General features: G+C 60.0%; 17 protein-coding genes and 1 pseudogene. 11 read left to right on the forward strand and 7 right to left on the reverse strand.

Annotated features, from left to right (window positions below):
- The 4 genes and pseudogenes from ACVWXW_RS13650 to ACVWXW_RS13665 all read left to right on the forward strand — a co-directional run.
- Positions 1 to 130, forward strand: a pseudogene (locus ACVWXW_RS13650) (RNA-guided endonuclease TnpB family protein); the annotation flags it as partial.
- Between the two features lie 132 nt (positions 131 to 262).
- Positions 263 to 2,371 carry a tetratricopeptide repeat protein gene (locus ACVWXW_RS13655; protein ID WP_457404241.1) on the forward strand — a complete coding sequence of 703 codons (2,109 nt, stop codon included), beginning with the start codon at positions 263 to 265 and terminating at the stop codon, positions 2,369 to 2,371.
- Between the two features lie 101 nt (positions 2,372 to 2,472).
- The gene (gene aroB, locus ACVWXW_RS13660) at positions 2,473 to 3,609 is read left to right on the forward strand and encodes a 3-dehydroquinate synthase (RefSeq protein WP_457404243.1); all 1,137 of its coding nucleotides are present in this window, start codon (positions 2,473 to 2,475) and stop codon (positions 3,607 to 3,609) included.
- Positions 3,610 to 3,643: 34 nt separating this feature from the next.
- Entirely contained in the window at positions 3,644 to 4,651 is a 1,008-nt protein-coding gene (locus ACVWXW_RS13665) for an aspartate-semialdehyde dehydrogenase (protein WP_457404245.1), read from the forward strand.
- A 19-nt stretch (positions 4,652 to 4,670) separates the two neighbouring features.
- On the opposite strand, the gene ACVWXW_RS13670 is transcribed toward ACVWXW_RS13665, so the two are convergent.
- Positions 4,671 to 5,666, reverse strand: coding sequence for a DUF7933 domain-containing protein (locus ACVWXW_RS13670; protein WP_457404247.1), 996 nt, complete (start codon positions 5,664 to 5,666; stop codon positions 4,671 to 4,673).
- Positions 5,667 to 6,006: 340 nt separating this feature from the next.
- On the opposite strand from ACVWXW_RS13670, the gene ACVWXW_RS13675 reads away from it, so the two are divergent.
- Together ACVWXW_RS13675 and ACVWXW_RS13680 are read left to right on the forward strand one after the other, a co-directional pair.
- A complete protein-coding gene (locus tag ACVWXW_RS13675) occupies positions 6,007 to 6,780 on the forward strand; it encodes a ZIP family metal transporter (protein WP_457404248.1) in 774 nt (257 codons plus the stop codon).
- 42 nt (positions 6,781 to 6,822) lie between these two features.
- Positions 6,823 to 7,629, forward strand: a complete 807-nt coding sequence (locus tag ACVWXW_RS13680; RefSeq protein WP_457404249.1) for an alpha/beta hydrolase — start codon at positions 6,823 to 6,825, stop codon at positions 7,627 to 7,629.
- On the opposite strand, the gene ACVWXW_RS13685 is transcribed toward ACVWXW_RS13680, so the two are convergent.
- The gene (locus ACVWXW_RS13685; RefSeq protein WP_457404251.1) at positions 7,595 to 8,404 is read right to left on the reverse strand and encodes a DUF3598 family protein; all 810 of its coding nucleotides are present in this window, start codon (positions 8,402 to 8,404) and stop codon (positions 7,595 to 7,597) included. The genes ACVWXW_RS13680 and ACVWXW_RS13685 overlap by 35 nt on opposite strands.
- Before the next feature lie 52 nt (positions 8,405 to 8,456).
- Here ACVWXW_RS13685 and ACVWXW_RS13690 point away from each other — a divergent pair, with 52 nt between their 5' ends.
- Both ACVWXW_RS13690 and ACVWXW_RS13695 read left to right on the forward strand, forming a co-directional pair.
- The gene (locus ACVWXW_RS13690; protein WP_457404252.1) at positions 8,457 to 8,819 is read left to right on the forward strand and encodes a hypothetical protein; all 363 of its coding nucleotides are present in this window, start codon (positions 8,457 to 8,459) and stop codon (positions 8,817 to 8,819) included.
- A 4-nt stretch (positions 8,820 to 8,823) separates the two neighbouring features.
- A complete protein-coding gene (locus tag ACVWXW_RS13695) occupies positions 8,824 to 9,474 on the forward strand; it encodes a cadmium resistance transporter (protein ID WP_457404254.1) in 651 nt (216 codons plus the stop codon).
- 49 nt (positions 9,475 to 9,523) lie between these two features.
- Here ACVWXW_RS13695 and ACVWXW_RS13700 read toward each other — a convergent pair whose 3' ends face one another.
- The 3 genes from ACVWXW_RS13700 to murC form a co-directional block, all read right to left on the reverse strand.
- On the reverse strand, positions 9,524 to 9,790 hold the full coding sequence (locus ACVWXW_RS13700) for a hypothetical protein (RefSeq protein ID WP_041436475.1): 267 nt from the start codon (positions 9,788 to 9,790) through the stop codon (positions 9,524 to 9,526).
- Positions 9,791 to 9,894: 104 nt separating this feature from the next.
- Positions 9,895 to 10,881 (reverse strand): UDP-N-acetylmuramate dehydrogenase, encoded by a 987-nt coding sequence (murB, locus tag ACVWXW_RS13705; protein WP_457404256.1) that lies wholly within the window; start codon positions 10,879 to 10,881, stop codon positions 9,895 to 9,897.
- Between the two features lie 29 nt (positions 10,882 to 10,910).
- Entirely contained in the window at positions 10,911 to 12,386 is a 1,476-nt protein-coding gene (gene murC, locus ACVWXW_RS13710; RefSeq protein ID WP_457404258.1) for a UDP-N-acetylmuramate--L-alanine ligase, read from the reverse strand.
- A 294-nt stretch (positions 12,387 to 12,680) separates the two neighbouring features.
- Between murC and ACVWXW_RS13715 the strand changes: the two genes are divergently transcribed.
- The 3 genes from ACVWXW_RS13715 (at position 12,681) to ACVWXW_RS13725 (ending at position 15,992) form a co-directional block, all read left to right on the forward strand.
- A complete protein-coding gene (locus tag ACVWXW_RS13715; RefSeq protein ID WP_457404259.1) occupies positions 12,681 to 13,835 on the forward strand; it encodes an ABC exporter membrane fusion protein in 1,155 nt (384 codons plus the stop codon).
- Positions 13,836 to 13,844: 9 nt separating this feature from the next.
- Positions 13,845 to 15,029: an ABC transporter permease DevC gene (gene devC, locus ACVWXW_RS13720; protein ID WP_457384302.1), complete on the forward strand. Its 1,185-nt coding sequence runs from the start codon at positions 13,845 to 13,847 to the stop codon at positions 15,027 to 15,029.
- A 225-nt stretch (positions 15,030 to 15,254) separates the two neighbouring features.
- Positions 15,255 to 15,992 (forward strand): DevA family ABC transporter ATP-binding protein, encoded by a 738-nt coding sequence (locus ACVWXW_RS13725; protein WP_414383324.1) that lies wholly within the window; start codon positions 15,255 to 15,257, stop codon positions 15,990 to 15,992.
- On the opposite strand, the gene ACVWXW_RS13730 is transcribed toward ACVWXW_RS13725, so the two are convergent.
- Complete coding sequence (locus tag ACVWXW_RS13730; protein ID WP_457394744.1) at positions 15,989 to 16,960, reverse strand: GDP-L-fucose synthase family protein; 972 nt, start codon at positions 16,958 to 16,960, stop codon at positions 15,989 to 15,991. The two genes, ACVWXW_RS13725 and ACVWXW_RS13730, sit on opposite strands and share 4 nt — an antisense overlap.
- Before the next feature lie 97 nt (positions 16,961 to 17,057).
- Positions 17,058 to 18,242, reverse strand: a complete 1,185-nt coding sequence (locus ACVWXW_RS13735; RefSeq protein WP_457394741.1) for an NAD(P)/FAD-dependent oxidoreductase — start codon at positions 18,240 to 18,242, stop codon at positions 17,058 to 17,060.
- Positions 18,243 to 18,378 lie beyond the last annotated feature (136 nt).

The following is an 18,378-nucleotide window of genomic DNA, read 5'->3' on the forward strand; positions in this document are numbered from 1 at the left end:
TTTGAATGGTGCGAATGTGATTGCGCTCTTGGGGGCTGTCGTAAACCAGCCTAGAGGTCCGGGCTTGTTTTGTTCTCTGGTAGAGCAGAGCAGGCCCAGGGCTACTGAAAGCCCGCTCCGTACCGCTTAGCGGTCGGAGTCGGGTAGTTTACGTTTGCTCCTTGCCCCAGACCCGATGGGGAGCAAATGCGTTTGCGTTTGTGAAAGCGTCGCGTGGCGATAACGCAAAGATAAGCTGGAGAAGAGCAGCGAGCGGGCGTTCATGTCTTCAGAGCATTACAAGTTCGACCTTTTCTTGCGCTACCACCGAGAGCAAGCCCGGTGGGCGCGTCAACTGGCGGAGCGGCTGGATCGCGAGGGTTTCAAAGTCTGGTTTGACCGCTGGATGCTGCAGCCGGGGGACAACCGCAAGCTGGAGCTGCAACTGGCCATCGAACAATGCCGTTGGGTGGGAGTGGTGGCCTCTCCAGAGTTTGTTGCCGATCCCTGGCCAAGGGATGAGCTGTACAGCGGGTTTCCCCATGCCCCGGCACGACAAAACCAGCGCCTGCTGACGCTGCTGCACACCCCCACTGAGCTACCCCGCCCCCTGGAAGAGGCGCCCCTGCTGGATTTTACTGGCTCAGAAGAGGATCCGGTGCTGTTTGAGTACCGCGCCTTGGAGCTAATGCACTTTTTGGATCCCAGCTTCCCTGCCCCCGGGGATCTGCAGCGGTTCCGGCTGCAATACCGCCGCCGTGAGGGGAAAGAGTCCCTGGAAGATGAAGAGGTGCAGGGATTTCAGGCCTTTTTGCGGGCCATCCAGATGGCCATCCTGCGCATTGCCACAGGCGAAACCCCCTCCGCCACGCCAGAAGAAGGAGCGCGTCAGATCGCCATTTTGCAGTTCATTCAGCGGCTGTTTCAGTGGAACAGTGCCGACATCCAATTCGAGCGGGGGGAAGACTGGCGTCGCCGCGGCAACCTGACGGAAGCCCTGGCCGCCTACGACCGGGCTCTGAACATGGATCCCAACTTCGCCCTGGCTTGGAGCCGCCGTGGGGATGTGCTGGTGCAGCTGGCCCGCTACCGCGAGGCGGTGGACAGCTACAACGGATCCCTGAGCATCAACCCCTACGACGAAGAAACCCGGCTGCGCCTGGCCCTGATTCTGGGGCGCCTGGGGCAGTACAAGTCGGCGGTGGTTAACTACGACAAGGTGCTGGAGAGCAACCCGGAAGATGCTCTGGCCTGGCACAATCGCGGCATCCGCCTGCTGCAACTGAAGCGGTCGAAGCTGGCCCTGAACAGCCTGAACAAGGCGCTGCGCTACAACCCCAAACAGCCCCGCACCTGGCTGGCCCGTGGGATCGTGCTGCGGCGGCTGCGGCGGCCCAGCTCGGCAGCGGCCAGTTTTGCCCGGGTCTTGAAGCTCAACCCCAAAAGCGGGCGGGTTTGGCGTTACCAAGGCAATGCCCTCTTCCACTGCCACCGGCTGCGCTCGGCTGTTGAATGTTACAAGCGCTCGCTGCGGCTGCGCCGCCGGGATCCCATCACCCTGCACAACTTGGGGGTGGCCCTGCTGCGCTTGGGGCAGTATCGGCTGGCCAGCAAGGCCCTAGAACGCGCCCTGCGCTACGATGCCGACAACTACAAAAGCTGGTACGCCCGCGGTGTGGCCTTCCAGAAATTGGGCTACCTGAAAGAAGCCTGTATCCACTTCGAGGAAGCCCTCAAGATCAAGCCGGAGCACTTTCCAGCCCGCTATGCCTTGGCGGTAGCTCAGCAGGAGCTGGGGCAATATGAGGCCAGCCTACGGCATTTCCAGCGCTTGGTGCAGCAGCGTCCCGGCAGTTCTGCCTGCTGGTTTGGCCAGATCACCGGCCTGCGGCGCCTGGGCCGGCTGGAAGAAGCCCGTGCCGCCTGCCAGCAGATGATCCACCTCAACGAACGGGATCCCTGGGGCTGGTTTGCCCTGGGGTTGATCTACGGCGAGCTGAGGGATCCCGAACAAGCTGTGCAAGCCTACTCGCGGGTTTTGCAGCTCACCCCAGAAGATGCTGTGGCCCTCAACAACCGCGCCTGGGAAGCCTTGAAATTGGGGAAGCTGGAACCTGCCCTGGCAGACGCCCAACAGGCCACGCACCTGGATCCCCAGCGGCCCGCCTTTTGGCATACCCTGGGGCTGATTCAACTGCGGGCCGGCCAGCGAGCAGCCGCCCAGGCCAGCTTGCAGCGCTGTCTGGAGCTGGATCCGCAATTTCAGCCGGCCCAAGCCGCCCTGCAGGACTTGGCCCAGGAAGACTCGGCCTCGCCGGCGGGAACAGCTCTGCCGGATTTGGAAACCCTCACTCCCCAGTCGGAGCCGCAGCCAGTTGACCCCAACCCCTAGCAGGATCCCCTGGGCTTTCAAACTCCCAAGGACAATGCCTGCAGCAGGCAGACGGGAGCAGAACATGCCACACTGGATCCCGCCCCCCAGGACCGACACGCATGGATCCCTATCTGATCCCTGTCAAGCTTCCCCACAGCTCCTACGATATTCTCCTCCAGTCTGCCGAAGGCCCCCCTGGCCACAGCCTCATCCAGCTGGGATCCCAAATGCGAGCTAGAGGGCTTTCCAGCAAGGCTCTGGTGGTGAGCCATCCCGGCATTGCCAAACACTTTGCCGAGAAGTTGCTGCAGGGGCTGCAACAAGCGGGGTTTGCCGCCCACCTCTGCCTATTGCCTGCCGGCGAACGCTACAAAACCCTGCGCTCGGTGGCCAAGATCTACGACGCCGCCCTAGCCTTTGGCCTGGAGCGCTCCTCCACCTTGGTGGCTCTAGGAGGGGGGGTCATTGGCGACATAGTGGGGTTTGCCGCCGCCACCTGGCTGCGCGGGATCCCTTTTGTGCAAGTGCCCACCTCCCTCTTGGCGATGGTGGATGCGGCCATTGGTGGCAAGACCGGTGTCAACCATCCTGGCGGGAAAAACCTCATTGGGGCGTTTTATCAGCCGCGCCTGGTGTGGATTGACCCGACGGTGCTGAAAACTCTGCCCCCACGGGAGTTTACTTCGGCTTTGGCAGAGGTGATCAAATACGGCGTGATTCAGGCTGCCGACCTATTTGAGTTTTTGGAAGATCGACCCCAACTGAGCCGCTATACCGACTTTACTCCCGCAGACTTGCACTACCTGCTGCGCCGCTGTGCCGAGTGCAAAGCCTGGGTAGTGCAGCAGGACGAAAAAGAAGCGGGCCTGCGGGCCATCTTGAACTACGGCCATACCCTCGGCCATGCCCTAGAAGCTGCCACCGGCTACCGCCGCTATCTGCACGGAGAAGCTGTCGCCATCGGCATGGTAGCTGCCGGGGAGATCGCCCGCCGCCTGGGTTGGTGGAGCGCCGCCGAGGCGGAGCGGCAACGACGCCTGATCGAGAAAGCAGGACTGCCCAGCCGGTGGCCGGCCGGGATCCCTTGGGAGGCAGTGCTGCAGGCAATGCAGGCCGACAAGAAAGTCAAACAGGGGCGGGTTCGCTTCGTTCTGCCCCGCCGCATCGGCCAGGCCGAGCTGACCGACCAGGTGGAATTGGCAGACATTCAGGCGGCTGTAGAATCCATTACCCTCCCAGCTTTAGGGGCGTCTTGAGCCTTAAAATGAGGGGACTTGAGGATGGCAAAGCATGGCACGGCAACAACGGGTAGCCATTTTGGGAGCAACAGGGGCAGTAGGGGCAGAGCTGCTGATGCTGCTGGAAGAGCGCAACTTTCCTGTAGCCGACCTAAAGCTTTTGGCCTCTCCCCGCTCTGCAGGCACTTATCTAACCTTCAAGGGGGAACGGATCCCGGTTGAGCCGGTTTCAGAAGCGGCCTTTCGAGGCATGGATCTGGTGCTGGCCTCTGCCGGAGCAAGTGTTTCCAAAACCTGGGCCAAAACCATTGTGGATGCGGGGGCGGTGCTGATTGACAACTCCAGCGCCTTTCGCCTGGATCCCAATGTTCCGCTAGTGGTGCCGGAGGTCAACCCCCAGGAAGCCTTCCGTCACCAAGGGATCATTGCTAATCCCAACTGCACCACCATCCTAATGTGCGTGGCCATCTACCCCCTGCATCGCCACATCCCCCTGCGCCGCGTGGTGGCCGCCACCTATCAATCGGCCAGTGGGGCCGGGGCCCGCGCCATGGTGGAGCTAGAGGAGCAAACCCGCGCCTACCTCCAGGGGCAGCCGTTGCAGCCCCAGGTGTTCCCTTACCCTATTGCCTCCAACCTCTTCCTCCACAACAGCCCCCTGCAAGAGAACGGCTACTGCCAGGAAGAGATGAAAATGGTCAACGAATCCCGCAAGATTATGGGATCCCCCAACCTGCGGCTGACAGCTACCTGTGTGCGGGTGCCGGTGCTGCGTACCCACGCCGAGGCCCTCAATCTAGAGTTTGAACAGCCCTTCCCTGTGGAAAAAGCCCGGCAAATCCTGGCCCAGGCCCCTGGGGTGGTGCTCATTGAAGATTGGCAGCAGAACCGCTTTCCCATGCCCATCGACGTGGCCGGCAAGGACGCGGTGGCGGTGGGCCGCATCCGCCAGGACATCTCCGAGCCCAAGGCCCTGGAGCTGTGGCTGTGCGGGGATCAAATCCGCAAAGGTGCGGCCCTCAACGCCGTTCAAATTGCCGAGCTGCTTTTGAAGGACTAATTCACCACAACCGTCCAGGTTACCGGGTAACCGTCCAGGTTACCGGCCCCGCTGTAACAGGGGCAGCCTCAGCGCTGGTCAACGTCACCGAGGAGTTGGGGTAGGTGTAGGCGCCGGGTTGGCCCAGAGGTGCCGTTTGGACAAAGATGGTCACTACGCAAGTTTGTCCTGGGGCTACTGGTCCTCCGGTGAATTGAATGGTGTTCCCACCCACCATGGTCATGAGGTTAGCTCCACCACAGGAAGGAGTAAAAGGAGGAGGAGGTGGTGGTGGAGCAGGCGCTACGGTTAAAGGCGGCACTACCGGCAAGGTGTGGTTAAAGGCCAAGCCCGTCAATGGAATGGCTGCGGTGTTGGTGATGGTAAACGTCAGAGTTCCATTCCCGATATAGGGAGGTGGGATTGGGCCAAGCGGGTTGGGAGAAAAGGCCATGGTAAAGGTGGGAGCTGGCACCGTTACCGTTAGGTTGATAGCAGCAGCGGTGGCATTAGGCGCTTGGTTGCTGCTCAGGGTTACCGCGGGGCTGGTCAGGGATCCCGCTGTCGTGGCTGTAACCTGAAGATCCAGGCTGATGGTGCAGCTAGCGTTGGCTGCCAATGAGCCGTTGACCAGCAAGATGGAAGTTGCTCCTGGTGCAGCTGCCAGCGTCCCGCCACAGCCGTTGTTGAGGTTGTTGGGAGTGGCAACGATCAAGCCGGCAGGCAGGGGATCGGAAAAGGCTAGACCCGTCAGCGGCAGAGCGGCTGTGTTGGTGATCGTGTAGGTCAGAGTTGTTTTGGCAGTAGGGCCGGCAGCTACCGAGGTGGGGCTAAATGCCTTGGTAAAAGTCGGGGCACCCGGCGTGGGTGTCGGAGTCGGCGTAGGCGTTGGAGTCGGCGTAGGCGTTGGAGTTGGAGTCGGTGTAGGTGTAGGCACTGTCGTCCCACCGCTTCCGCCTCCACCGCAGCCGGTCAGCCCCAGACAGGCCGCTCCTAGACTCAAGGCCACAAGAGTTGTAACTGCTTTTTTCTTCATCGCTCTCTCACTCCTCATCACTATCGGACTTGACTTTAGTTTTTATCGACCTGTCTTGCTGCAGTGTACTCCAGTCCAATTGCTGTTCAGGACGCTTCTGCGCCGAGGCAATTTACAATTATTGTAATAATATTGTAATAAACCTTGGCTTAGCTGGCAAACTCCAACTAGGGAATAGCTCCTTCAGAATTGCTCTTAGGTACCTTGCTTGTAAGCACAAAATCTGGCAACAGAAGCTAATTTTTAGAACCTCGCGTATGCCGCTTGGGCCAGCAATGTTCACACAACGTTGGAAAGGGAGGAGAATTGAAAAGCATTCGGCCTTTGTGGAGATTGGCTTGTGCATCCAATTGGGATGGGATCCCTGGCCAGCTTGATCGCCGGGTTGGCAACCGGGTTAGGGGCCTTGCCCGCTCTGTTTCTCCCCTCGCTCTCGGAAAGGGTACAAGGGATCCTGCTGGGATTTGGGGGTGGGGTGATGTTGGCGGCCACCTCTTTTTCGCTGGTGGTGCCGGGCACCGAGGCAGCCATAGCGCTGGGGTATTCCCCATTTGGGGCGGCGGTGGTGATGGCGGCGGGCCTGCTGCTAGGGGCAATCTTCCTGGAGAGTGCCCACCGCTTTTTTCCCCACGAGCACTTTTTCAAAGGGGTGGAAGGGGAGAACCGCGCCCATTTAAAGCGGATTTGGCTGTTCATCATTGCCATCGCCCTGCACAATTTCCCGGAAGGACTGGCGGTGGGAGTGGGTTTCGCTACCGGCCAAGTCGGCGATGGGTTGGCGCTGGCGCTGGGGATCGGCTTGCAGAACATGCCAGAAGGGCTGGTGGTGGCTTTGTCACTGGTGGGCCAGGGGTACTCGCGGCTGTTCGCTTTTGGCATCGCCCTGCTGACCGGACTGGTGGAGCCCATCGGCGGGATCCTGGGAGCAACGGTGGTCTCTCTGGCGCAGCCCCTACTACCCTGGGGCATGGCTTTTGCGGCGGGGGCGATGTTGTTTGTCATTTCCGATGAGATCATCCCTGAGTCGCACCGGCAGGGGTTGGAGCGGGAGGGCACCTTTGGGGTCATCAGTGGGTTTGTGGTGATGATGTTGCTGGATATCACCTTGGGCTAGCAAGGGATCCCGTCGCGAAGTGGAACGGAGTTTTATTTTTTTATGTTGAGTAACGAACCCTTTTTGTGGCGAGGAGCAGGGGAACACGCCTGTCTGCTGCTACATGGATTGGGGGGCGGTGTTTACGAGTTGCAATGGCTGGCAGAGCGGCTGTTGGCGGCTGGCCTGACGGTGCAGGGATTTAACTATCCCGGCCATGACAGTGCTCCGCATCGCTTACACGACCGCCGGTCTGCCCACATGCCCCCTTCCCGCTGGACGGAGTGGTACGGGCGGGCTTTGGAGCATTATCTGGCTTTGCAGCAGGAGTATCCCCGCGTTTCCTTGGTGGGCTTTTCCACCGGCTGTCTGCTGGCTTTGCACCTGGCTTTTGCCCATCCCATCCATAAATTGGTGCTGCTGGCGCCATTTTTCGCCATTCGCCACCGCTGGTACTATCTTTTTCGCCCTGAGCAGTACCTGAACAGCCTGGGTTGGCTATTGAAGGAGGTGCCCCGCCTCAGCTTGCCGATTCGGGATGGGGACGCTCGAGCCTTGGCAGAAAGAACGGCCTATTTCCGCAGCTTTAATCTGTCGGCGGTGCGCAGCGCTCTGGAGCTGATCGAGCGGGTCAAGGGAGAGGTGGCCGGCATCCGGGTTCCCACTCTGATCCTGCAATCTCGCCAAGATACAGTAGTGGATCCTGAACAGGCAGCGTGGCTCTATCAAGAGCTGGGATCCGAGGAGAAGATCTTGCATTGGCTGGAGCACTCCGACCACATCCTCACTTTGGACTGCGAGCGGGAAACGGTGTTTGCCCAGGTTTGCGCCTTTCTCAAACGGGATCCTTCTGCGCCCGGATCAGCGTAACCCCTTGCCAAGCACCGCGGGCATCGTAGTCCCGGATCAAACGCAAGAGACAATGGCAGTCTTCCGGCTGCGGAAACCAGCTCAGGCTCACCGAAAAGCTGCGATCCCGCTGGGCAGTGGGGATGGGCAAGGGATCCGGCCCGCCAATCCACAGCCCTCCCGGCAAGGGATCCCAGTTGCTCAACCACTCTGCCCCCGAGCAGTCCACCTCGGTTTCGGCAAACCGGCCCTCGGCAACCGCAAAGCTCTGGGCGATCCCCCGCCATCTCCCCTGGAGGCAGGCTCTCAGTCGCTCTTTGCTCAGGGGTGCACAGTCTGCAACGGGATCCAAAGCTTGGCCGCGCCGCTCCAGGATCGCGGTTACCTCTACCAGACGACCTTGGGCATCCCACTGTTGCACCAGCCGCGCCTTGCGATCCCCCCAGAGAAAGCCCTGCTCGACGGCAAAATCACTAAACGGCGCCAGCTGCAGCCGCCCATTGGAAAAAGATCCATCGGGGAAAAAGCGCAATCCCGGCGAGAAATCCTGGTAGACCCAGCTCTGGGAGCTTTCGGGAGTGGGGGATCCCTGTAGGGGGTAGTAGGCGTTGGTTTGGCGGATCGCGCTCCCTGCCGCCGGACTTCCTGAAGAAGAGGATGGAGCCAAGGCCTCAAAGGTGATGAGGCTGCGCTTTTGGCCCCCCAGCTCCCAGCCGCCGGCGGTGGGTCGATAGTTGGAGAAGAGGCCGTGCCACACTCCCAGGTGGAGAGCCAGACATTGTTTTTGGGTTTTCATAAAGCAATGTGAAGCTAAGATTGTGAGGACGTAACGCTGGAGAGCAAGACCTATGGGGAAGAAGCTCCGAGGTGGCATTTTACTGATTTTGGGGTTTATGCTGTCTCCCCTTTCCTGGTGGAATGACTTGTTTTTCAACCTGCCGATTGCCTATGGGTTGGGCTACCTGTGTAGCCTGTGGCAGCCACAGTGGTTTTTGGGCGGAACCCTCGTGGGGTACTGGCTCTCCAACTTGATAGGCATTCTCATGATGCAGTTTGGCGCTACGGATGTCGTCGAGAAAGGCGAGAAACCCCGCAATATGAAACGCGATCTCTTGATTGGGCTGGCTTCTTCTACCGCCTATACTTCGGCAATTGTTGGGCTGCTTCAGTTTCACCTCGTCGATATCAGCGCCATCTTCCCCATTTCTTAACCCTATGCCGCTGGCAATTTTCTGGGCAACTTTAGTCGAAGGGATCCTCGCTTTTGTTGCCACCCATATCGACGACTTTTTCTTGCTGGTTCTGTTGTTTGCCCAGGCGCAGCTGCAACCCCTGTGGAAGGGCTGGCACATTTGGCTGGGGGGCTACTTGGGCTTGGCAGGGTTGATCCTGCTCAGCTCTCTGGGATACCTGGGGGGCCTGCTGTTGCCGCCACCTGCGATTGGGCTGCTGGGGGTGATCCCGATTGCGGTAGGCGGTTGGAAATTGTGGCAACCTGAACCTGAAGAAACCTTGGAAAAAGAGTTGGAAGAGTTGCGAGAGCGCCCAACCCAAAAGGCTTGGCCGATCCTTTTGCCCTCGCCAGTTCTGATGTCCATGCTCTTCACCTTTGCCAACGGCGGAGATAATGTCAGCCTGTACGTTCCTTTGTTTGCCGGCAGCACCCCTCTCCAGTTGGCCCTTTTTTCCACGATCTTTTTTCTGATGAAGGGATTGTGGTTTGCAATGGCTCAAAAACTGACGATGCAGCCTGCAGTGGCGAAGGTTTTAACGGAACGGACAGAACACTGGGTGCCCTGGATTCTGGTGGGTTTGGGGGTGTGGATCCTGTTCAAAAATGAGACTTGGAGATGGCTTTTGTCTTAGACTCTGGCCGGGATTTGTTCGTGATAGCGGGACGGGATTCTTTCGAGTTCTAGTCGTTGTGTCGGTCTAGAGAGGGATCCCAGTCCAGATCTTCGTGGCGGTGCTCCCGTTCCCAGCGATGCACCCAGTCCCAAATGCGATAGTGCTGCTCGGCGGTGAGTTGCTTGGGATCCTGGGCCAAAGCGGCAGCCTCTTCCGGGGTGAGCAAAGCAGCCAAGCTGCCGATCTCCACCAAATAGCGGCGTTCTTCCGCAGTGGTGTGGGACTGATTGAGCCGTCGAATTAAACGACGTAAAGTGGCTACATCTTGACTCATAAGCCGATAGGCGAACATCTACAAAAGGCGGTAAGAACAGTTTAAGAGCAGAATCATCAAAATCACCAAAAGAAAACAGTCCAAATTGTCTGCCCAATGCTCCTCTAATCCTCAAAGGATCCCAGAATGCGCACTTCCGGCTCCAAAAGCACCGACCATTGTTGATAGACCTTTTCCTGGGCCAAGCGAATCAAGCGGTAAATGTCCTTGGCACTCGCCTGATGGCAATTGAGGATGAAGTTGGCATGGCGCTCTGAAATTTGGGCCCCACCGATGCGGTACCCCTTCAAGCCGACCTGCTCGATTAGCCAGCCGGCAGGGTGAGATTCGGGGTTGCGAAAGACGCTGCCACAACTGGGCAAATGATAGGGCTGAGAGCTTAGGCGTTGGTTGAGGTAGCGCTGGGTTTCCCACTGCACCTGGGACGGATCCCTGCTTGGGATCAACTGCAGCGTCGCTCCTGTCACCGTCCAGGGTGAGTCTTGCAGGCGAGAGCGGCGATAGCCAAATTGCAGATCGGCAGGTTCTAGGCGGTAGGGCTCCTGCTCCTCATCCAAAATCTGTACTTCCGCCAGCACATCTGCCATGGCCCAAGCGTGGGCACCGGCATTCATCACCACGGCTCCCCCTAGCGTGCCCGGGATCCCGATGGCCCACTCCAAACCGCTCCAGCCTTGCTTGGCGGCTGCCCGCGCCAGATTGACCAAAGGCTCTCCGGCAGCGGCCCACATTCTCCCCCCCGCCAACAGTTGCATCCCGCGCAGACGGCGGGTACCGATCACCAGCCCCTTCAACCCGGCATCGCTGATGAGCAGATTGCTGCCTGCCCCTAACAGCGTCGTGGGGATCCCTTCTGCTCGCGCCCAAGCCAAACACTGCTGCAGCTCCAGATGGCTACGGGGCTCACAATACCACTCCGCTTTGCCGCCCACGCGAAAGGTGGTCAGAGGAGCCAACGGGATCCCCGATTGAATTCGTCCAGATAGCAGAGCCGCCGGCCCGCGGGGGAGAAGCCTGTCTTCAGCGGTAAGACTTGCCGCCTCAGACTCACAGGAACCGTCCCGCTGAGGCACCACCGGAGCCGTCGTCATGATTCAATACCTCAGAAGCAGCTATCTTTTCAGCTGAAGTTTGGATTTTTGGCTTGCCCAGGCTGTTCCCTCACCTGAGCCGCATATGCCCGCATCGTAGCGATTATCTGCTGATTTAGGTCCCCTGCGCCCAAAAAAACGGCGAGATCTCCAGGCTGCAGGACGGACGGCAACACCTCCGGCAATTGCGGCAAAGACGACACATAGCGCACATGGGGGTGGTGCTCCGCCACCGCCACGGCCAAGCGCAAGCTGTCGGAACCCTCAGGCGCCGGCTCTCCTGCCCCATACGTGGGCACGATCACCACCACGTCCGCCTCCCCAAAGCAGCGGGCAAAATCCTGGAACAAGGCAGCCAAACGGCTGTGGCGATGAGGCTGAAACACGGCCACCACCCGCCGCTGCTGTAGCCGTGCTGCCTGCAGGGTGGCCCGAATCTCGCTGGGATGGTGGGCATAGTCGTCGATAAAGGTGACTCCACCCACTTCCCCCTTGTGCTCAAAGCGGCGATGCGCCCCCCGAAATTGCGCCAAAGCTGAGGCAATCACCGCAAACTCCAAGCCCAACTGTCGCCCCACGGCAACCGCCGCCAGGGCATTGCTGAGGTTGTGGGATCCCAGCACCTGTAGGCGAAGCTGTCCGAGGAGGGATCCCCTTTCCCAAATCTCGGCGCAGGTGAAACTGGCAGTGTAGAGGATTTGGCGAGCTTGGTACTGGGCTTGGGGATGACCGGTCAGGCTGTAGCCCACATCCACCCTCAGGTGAGCCGCCACGTTGGGACAGTCCAGGCAGGCCACCAGCGTTTGGCTCTGCTGCCCATACTGTTGAAAAGCCCGGATCACCTGCCCCAAATCGGCGTAGTGATCGGGGTGATCCAGCTCAATGTTGGTGATCACCCCAATCTTGGGATAGAGCCGCACCAGGGATCCATCCGACTCATCCACCTCCGCCACCCAATACTCCCCCTGGCCCAGACGGGCATTGCCATCCCAGGCATCCACTTCCCCGCCGATAATCAAGGTGGGATCCCAGCCCGCCGAGAGCAACACATAGCCGATCATGCTGCTGGTGGTGGTTTTGCCGTGAGTGCCGGCCACCCCAATGCCAGAGCGATGGTTAAACAGAGCCGCCAACAAGTCCGCCCGGTGCCAAACCGTCAATCCTTTGCCCAGGGCAGCAGCCAATTCTGGATTGGTGGGGCGAATGGCGCTGGAATAGACCACCTGCGGATCCCCGACCAACCCCTCCAAGCTGTGGCCCTGAAAGAAGCGCACCCCCAAAGCTTCCAGGCGGCGGGTACGGCCATTGGCGACAATGTCGGATCCGGAAACGCGAAACCCTTGTTTAGCCAGGATATAGGCCAGGGCCGACATCCCCACTCCACCAATGCCCACAAAGTGATAGGTGGAAAGCAAGGGATCTAGGGGATCCAAATGCAGGGGCGGAGGCTGAGACGGAAACGGCAACGGCGGGATGGGATCCCTTCCTCCAAGTGTCTCCACCATCGCAACTCCACCCCACTCCTAAAACCGCCACACTCCAAAAAAAGGACTGCGTTCTGCTGACTACAAACAGGTTCGAACAGGCCACATCATATCAGGAATCCCCAGAGCTAGGTAGGCTGCGCCCCACCGGTTGCTGTGATCTGCCGGCACCTTGGGGAACCCACAGGGGGTGAAAATACGGTGAGCACAAGCAACACAGAATACAGCTGGACATTTTCATCCCAAAAACTTTACACTTATTTAAGAAAAAGAGGCGGCGTTTGTCGTCTGCAAAGCCACAGCGGGTAAAAGGCCATGAACCCACGAGCGCTTTGGTCGCTGGCAGGAGTCGGGCTGCTTGGTTGTGCCGGTCTGGCATGGCTGGGATTGAGCCAACAGGGAGCCACACAGTCGGTATCGGGAAGTGCAGAGGCAACGGTGGAAACGCGGCTGCCTCCGCAAGTTGGTGCTTTGGGTCGCCTGGAGCCGGAGGGGGAAGTGCTGCGCATTGCCGGTTCCCCCGGAGAACGGCTGGGAGAGCTGCTGGTGGCCGAGGGAGATCGCGTGGTGGCAGGCCAAGTGCTGGCCCGCTTGGAAAGCTACGCCGAGCGGTTGGCGGAGCGAGAGTACGCTGCCGCCCAACTTCAAGAGGCCCGCGCCCGGTTTCAGGCCGAGACCCGTTTCAGTCAGGCCCAAATCCAAGAGGCACGCACCCGCCTCAGCCGTCTGGACGAGCCGCAACAGATGCAAATCCGCTCCCAGGAAGCGGTGGTGGAACGTATCCGGGCAGAACTGGCCGATGCCGAGGCCAATCTGGCCCGCTTTCAGGAGCTCTGGCAGGAAGGAGCAATCTCGCAACAAGAGCTGGATCAACGCCGGCTGCTGGTGCGGCAACGACAGGAGGACTTGCGGGCTGCCGAAGCCACCCTGAGCCAACTGCGCCTGGCCCGTGAGCGGGATCTGCTCAATGCCCAAGCCCAAGTCCAAGCTGCCGAGGCGGGACTGAGTCTGGCCCAAGCCCAAGTCCAACTGGGATCCCTGGCCCGCAATCTGGAACTGGCAGAAGCTCGCCTAGAGCGCACCCTCATCCGCGCTCCCCGTGCTGGACAAGTGCTCAAGATCCACACCCGCCCTGGAGAGGTCATCCCCGCCGGCGAGGGCATTCTCGAGCTGGGCAACACTGACCAAATGATGGTGGTGGCCGAGGTCTACGAAACAGACATCTTGCGGGTTCGGCCAGGCCAGCAGGCCACCATTAGCAACCGCGCTCTGCCAGAAACCACCCTACAGGGCCGAGTGGAGCGGGTGGGCCTGCAGATTGGCAAGAAAGATGTGCTCAACACCGACCCAGCTGCCGATGTGGATGCCCGTGTGGTGGAAGTGTATATCCGCCTGGATCCGGAGAGCAGCGCCCGCGTGGCTGGCCTGACCAACCTGCAGGTGAATGTGGCCATCGATGTCGAGGGGTAGGCTCAGCCCATGTACAGCCTGTTCAGTGTGGCTTTTATCGCGCGCCGGATCCCGTTGGCCTGGCTGCAGTTGACGCGGGAGAAGATCCGCCTGCTGGTGGCCCTGGCGGGCATTGCCTTTGCTTGCATCTTAATGTTCATGCAGTTGGGCTTCCAAGACAGCCTGCTGGAAAGTGCCATCCGCTTCCACGTGGCCCTGAAGGGAGAGATCTTCCTGGTCAGCCCTCAGTCCAACGCCCTGATTGCCATGAACACCTTCTCCCAGCGGCGACTCTATCAGGCTTTGGGCTTTGAGGGGGTGCGGGCCATCTCGCCTGTCTATGTGGGCTTTGCCCTCTGGAAAAACCCAGAGACCCGCCGTACCCGCAGCATTTTTGTGGTAGGAGTGGATCCCTCGGCTGATCTGTTGGACTTGCCGGAACTGACGCCGGACAAGCTGGAAGAGATCAAAAAGGCGGACGTGGTGCTTTTTGACCGCCGTTCCCGCAGCGAGTTTGGCCCCATCCCAGAGTGGTTTGAGTCCGGGCGAGAGGTGGTTACTGAGGTGGGAAACCGCCGCGTCCAGGTGGGGGGCCTGTTTGAGATGGGGGCCACCTTTGGAGCCGACGGCACCATTCTCACCAGCGACCTCAATTTCCTGCGCATTTTTCCGCAGCGGGGGCGTGGCCTGGTGGATATCGGCGTGGTGCAGCTTCAGCCGGGGGTGGATCCGGATCCCTTGGTGCGGCAGATGCGAGCTTTGCTGCCGGAAGATGTGCGGGTGCTCTCACGGGCAGAGTTTATCGACATGGAGCAAACCTACTGGGAAGAGGGCACAGCCATTGGCTTTATTTTCGGCCTGGGGGTGGGCATGGGCTTCATTGTCGGCATTGTGATTGTCTATCAAATTCTCTACACCGATGTGTCGGATCACCTGGCGGAATATGCCACTCTCAAAGCCATGGGCTATACCGATACCTACCTGCTGGGGGTGGTATTTCAGGAGGCGCTCCTGCTGGCCGGATTGGGGTACATTCCTGCCTTTGCCCTGTCGGTTTTGCTCTACGATTTGACGGCCAATGCCACGTTGCTGCCTATTGCCATGACCTTCAACCGGGCAGTGCTGGTGCTGGGGCTGGCGGTGAGCATGTGTTTCATCTCAGGAGCGATTGCCGTGCGACGGCTGCGGGCAGCCGATCCTGCCGACATTTTCTAGAGTTTTGGCTGTGGGCAGGGCGCCGGGGCGTTGGTAAGTCAATAGTCTGCCAAAGGGGATCGGATGGATGGTGAAGGGTTTGAGCTAGGCTGTCTAAAAACTTCTGGGATCCTCATCAACGCTCTCCGGCCAAAGGTTTCTAAATGGTCTCATCTCAACGCTCCAAATGACGGCCTAAGTGGTCAATGAGTTGTCAACGCAAAGTTTTGAGATTTTGAGTTTCCTATGCTGACTCCTCTTCTCGATCAAGCTGCCCTTGCTTCTGCCCAGAATGCCGTTGAGCCAGTGGTGAAAGCCGAAGGTGTAAACCACTATTTCGGCGAGGGATCCCTGCGCAAGCAGATTCTCTTCGACATTAGCTTTGCCCTGCAGCCAGGGGAGATCGTGCTGCTGACTGGCCCTTCCGGCTCCGGCAAAACCACCCTGCTGACGCTGCTGGGGGCCTTGCGCTCGGTGCAGGAGGGCAGCTTGCGGGTGTTGGGACAGGAGCTGCGGGGAGCTCAGCCCAGTACTCTCATTCAAATCCGCCGCCAGGTCGGGTACATTTTCCAGGCCCATAACCTGCTGCGATCCCTGACGGCAGCCCAAAACGTGCGCATGGCCCTGGAGCTGCACAACGGCCTCTCTCCTCAGGAAGCCCAGCAGCGAGCGGAAGCAATGCTGGCGGCGGTGGGCCTGGGGGATCGCGTCCACTACTACCCGGAACAGCTTTCCGGCGGACAAAAGCAGCGGGTGGCCATTGCCCGCGCCTTGGTTAGCCATCCCAAGCTGGTGCTGGCGGACGAGCCCACGGCAGCCCTAGATAGTAAGTCGGGCCGCGAGGTGGTGACCCTGATGGAGAAGTTGGCGCGGGAGCAGGGTTGCACCATCCTGATGGTGACCCACGACAACCGCATCCTGGACATTGCAGATCGGGTGCTGCACATGGAGGATGGCCGGCTGGAGAGCCAAGGGGTTGCCTAACTTTGCCCAGCACAGGCGTGGCAGCGGTACCAGTCGATGGTGCGCTGCAGCCCTTCCCGCAAGCCGACTTTGGCCACAAAACCCATCCTCTCTCGGGCCTTGGAGACATCCAGACAGCGGCGGGGTTGGCCATTGGGCTTGTCCGTTTGCCAGCGGATCTCTCCCCGGAACTCCATCAGCTCGCAGATGAGGGCAATCAGATCCCGGATGGAGATCTCTTCACCGGTGCCCAGGTTCAAGGGATCCGCCCCGTCGTAAAGCTGGGTGGCCATGACAATGCCGCGGGCCGCATCTTCAGCGTAGAAAAACTCGCGGGTGGGGCTGCCATCCCCCCACACTTCGACGTAGTTTTGGCCCCGTTGCTGCGCTTCGTGCACTTTGCGGATCAAGGCTGGGATGACGTGGGAGCTTTCGGGGTCGAAGTTGTCCATGGGGCCGTAGAGGTTCACCGGCAGGAGGTAGATGCCGTTGAAGCCGTACTGCTGCCGGTAGGCCTGCAGCTGCACCAGCAGGGCTTTCTTGGCGATGCCGTAGGGGGCGTTGGTCTCCTCTGGGTAGCCGTTCCAGAGATCCTCTTCCTTGAAGGGAACGGGGGTGAACTTGGGATAGGCGCAGATGGTGCCCACGCAGACAAACTTCTCCACCCCGGCCAGGTAGGCGGCGTGGATGAGCTGGGATCCCATGATGAGGTTGTCGTAGAAGAGTTCTGCCGGCTTGGCTTGGTTGAGGCCGATGCCACCCACGTGGGCGGCCAAATGGATGACGATATCTTGCCCTTGCACCACCTCTTGGCAGACTTCCCAACGGCGCAGATCCTGGGTGCGGGAGCGCGGGATGCGCACCTGCTCCGGCTTTACCCCCAGCACCTGCAACTGTTGCAGCACATGTTTGCCCAAAAAGCCGCTGCCCCCTGTGAGCAAAATGCGCTTCTGGCTGAGATCGACGGAGCTGGGCAAGCTGTTGGGCATAGATCCGACGCAGAGAACTTCCGGCTTTCATTATGCTGCAGACGGGATAGCCGTATTCCAGACTTGTTGGCGATGGTCATCGAGAATAGGCAAGGCATCAACTCCAAACCTGGGCAAACCGCGCCGGCGACAGAGCAGGGATCCATTCATCCGCTTGTCCATAGGCTTGTTGGGCGAAGCGACGGGCCAAAGCGGGCAGGATGGGCAGGGGATTGCTGAAGCCGGAAAACAGTTGTAAGCCTTCCCAGCCGGGCAGGGATCCCACCAGAGGCTGGTGATCAGCGCTGAAGGCCACCAAGCAGTGATACCACCGTCCAGGCAGGTGGGCCAACTTGGGCAGGTAGCGACCGGCTTGTGCCCGGATCTGGGCTTCGCTGGCGGCTGCATCCACCTCGGCATGGGGATCCGTCAATACCCGGCTGATCTGGCCCATGCGAATGCTGCCATCTACAAATTGCAGGATCCCGGCATCCAGAATCGGCGGGCAAAGCTCGTGCCCTGGCTCGTCCCAAAGGGGATCCCGATCGGGATGGGCGGCTTGTCGTTCCAGTTCCAAGCGTTGCACGGGCACGCTCATCACCAACGCTTTCAATTGCAAATCCGAGGGCTCCAGCTCCAGGGATTCGGCATGGGTGTAGTAGATGGGCACCCGGATTCCCGCTTGGCGCAACAGAGCCCGTGTCCAGCCGCCGGCGCACACCACCACCTGGCCTGCTCCGTAGCAGTCGGCTCCGGACTCTACGCCCGTGATGCGCGCTCCCTGCCGCCGCAGGGCCGTTGCTGTTGCGATCAAGAGGGATCCCCCCAATCGTTGAAAGGCTTTTTGAAAGGCCAGCGCCGTCAACAAGGGGTTGATGTGGCCATGCCGAGCCCAGAGGACTACTTCCAGAGCGGCCGGATCCAGCAGCGGCTCCAGCTCGCAGGCTGCCGCCACCGAAATCCGCCGGGGTGGGATGCGACAGTCGGCCAGATCCGCCTCAACGGCCTCTGCATCGTAGCCGGGGGCAATGGGCATGAGCAGATCCAGCTCGCGAAATTGAATATCTGCCTCCAGCTCTTCTGACAGGGTGCGGTAGCGTTGGATCCCTTCTTCCCCCAGAGCTTTGAGCAGCGGCGTTTTGCCCGCCCAATGGGCCAAGCCCCCGTAGCTGTAGCGGGTTGCTCCGTTCAGCACTCCATCTTTCTCCATCAGCAGAACGGATCCCCCCTGGCGGGCCAGTTCATAGCTTAGGGCTGCCCCGGTAATCCCACCGCCGATCAGAATCCAGTCGTAGTTGGCCATCACTTCCCTCTTTGCCCTGAACCTCATCTTGCGGCAAAGAGGCTCAGCTAGAAATCGCAGGAGCCCCGCACTGTACCCGTAGGGTCAGTGTCGGGAGGAATGCGGAAGTTACGATAGAACCATGACCCAAGTCCTG

The sequence above is a fragment of the Thermostichus sp. MS-CIW-30 genome (assembly GCF_054058015.1).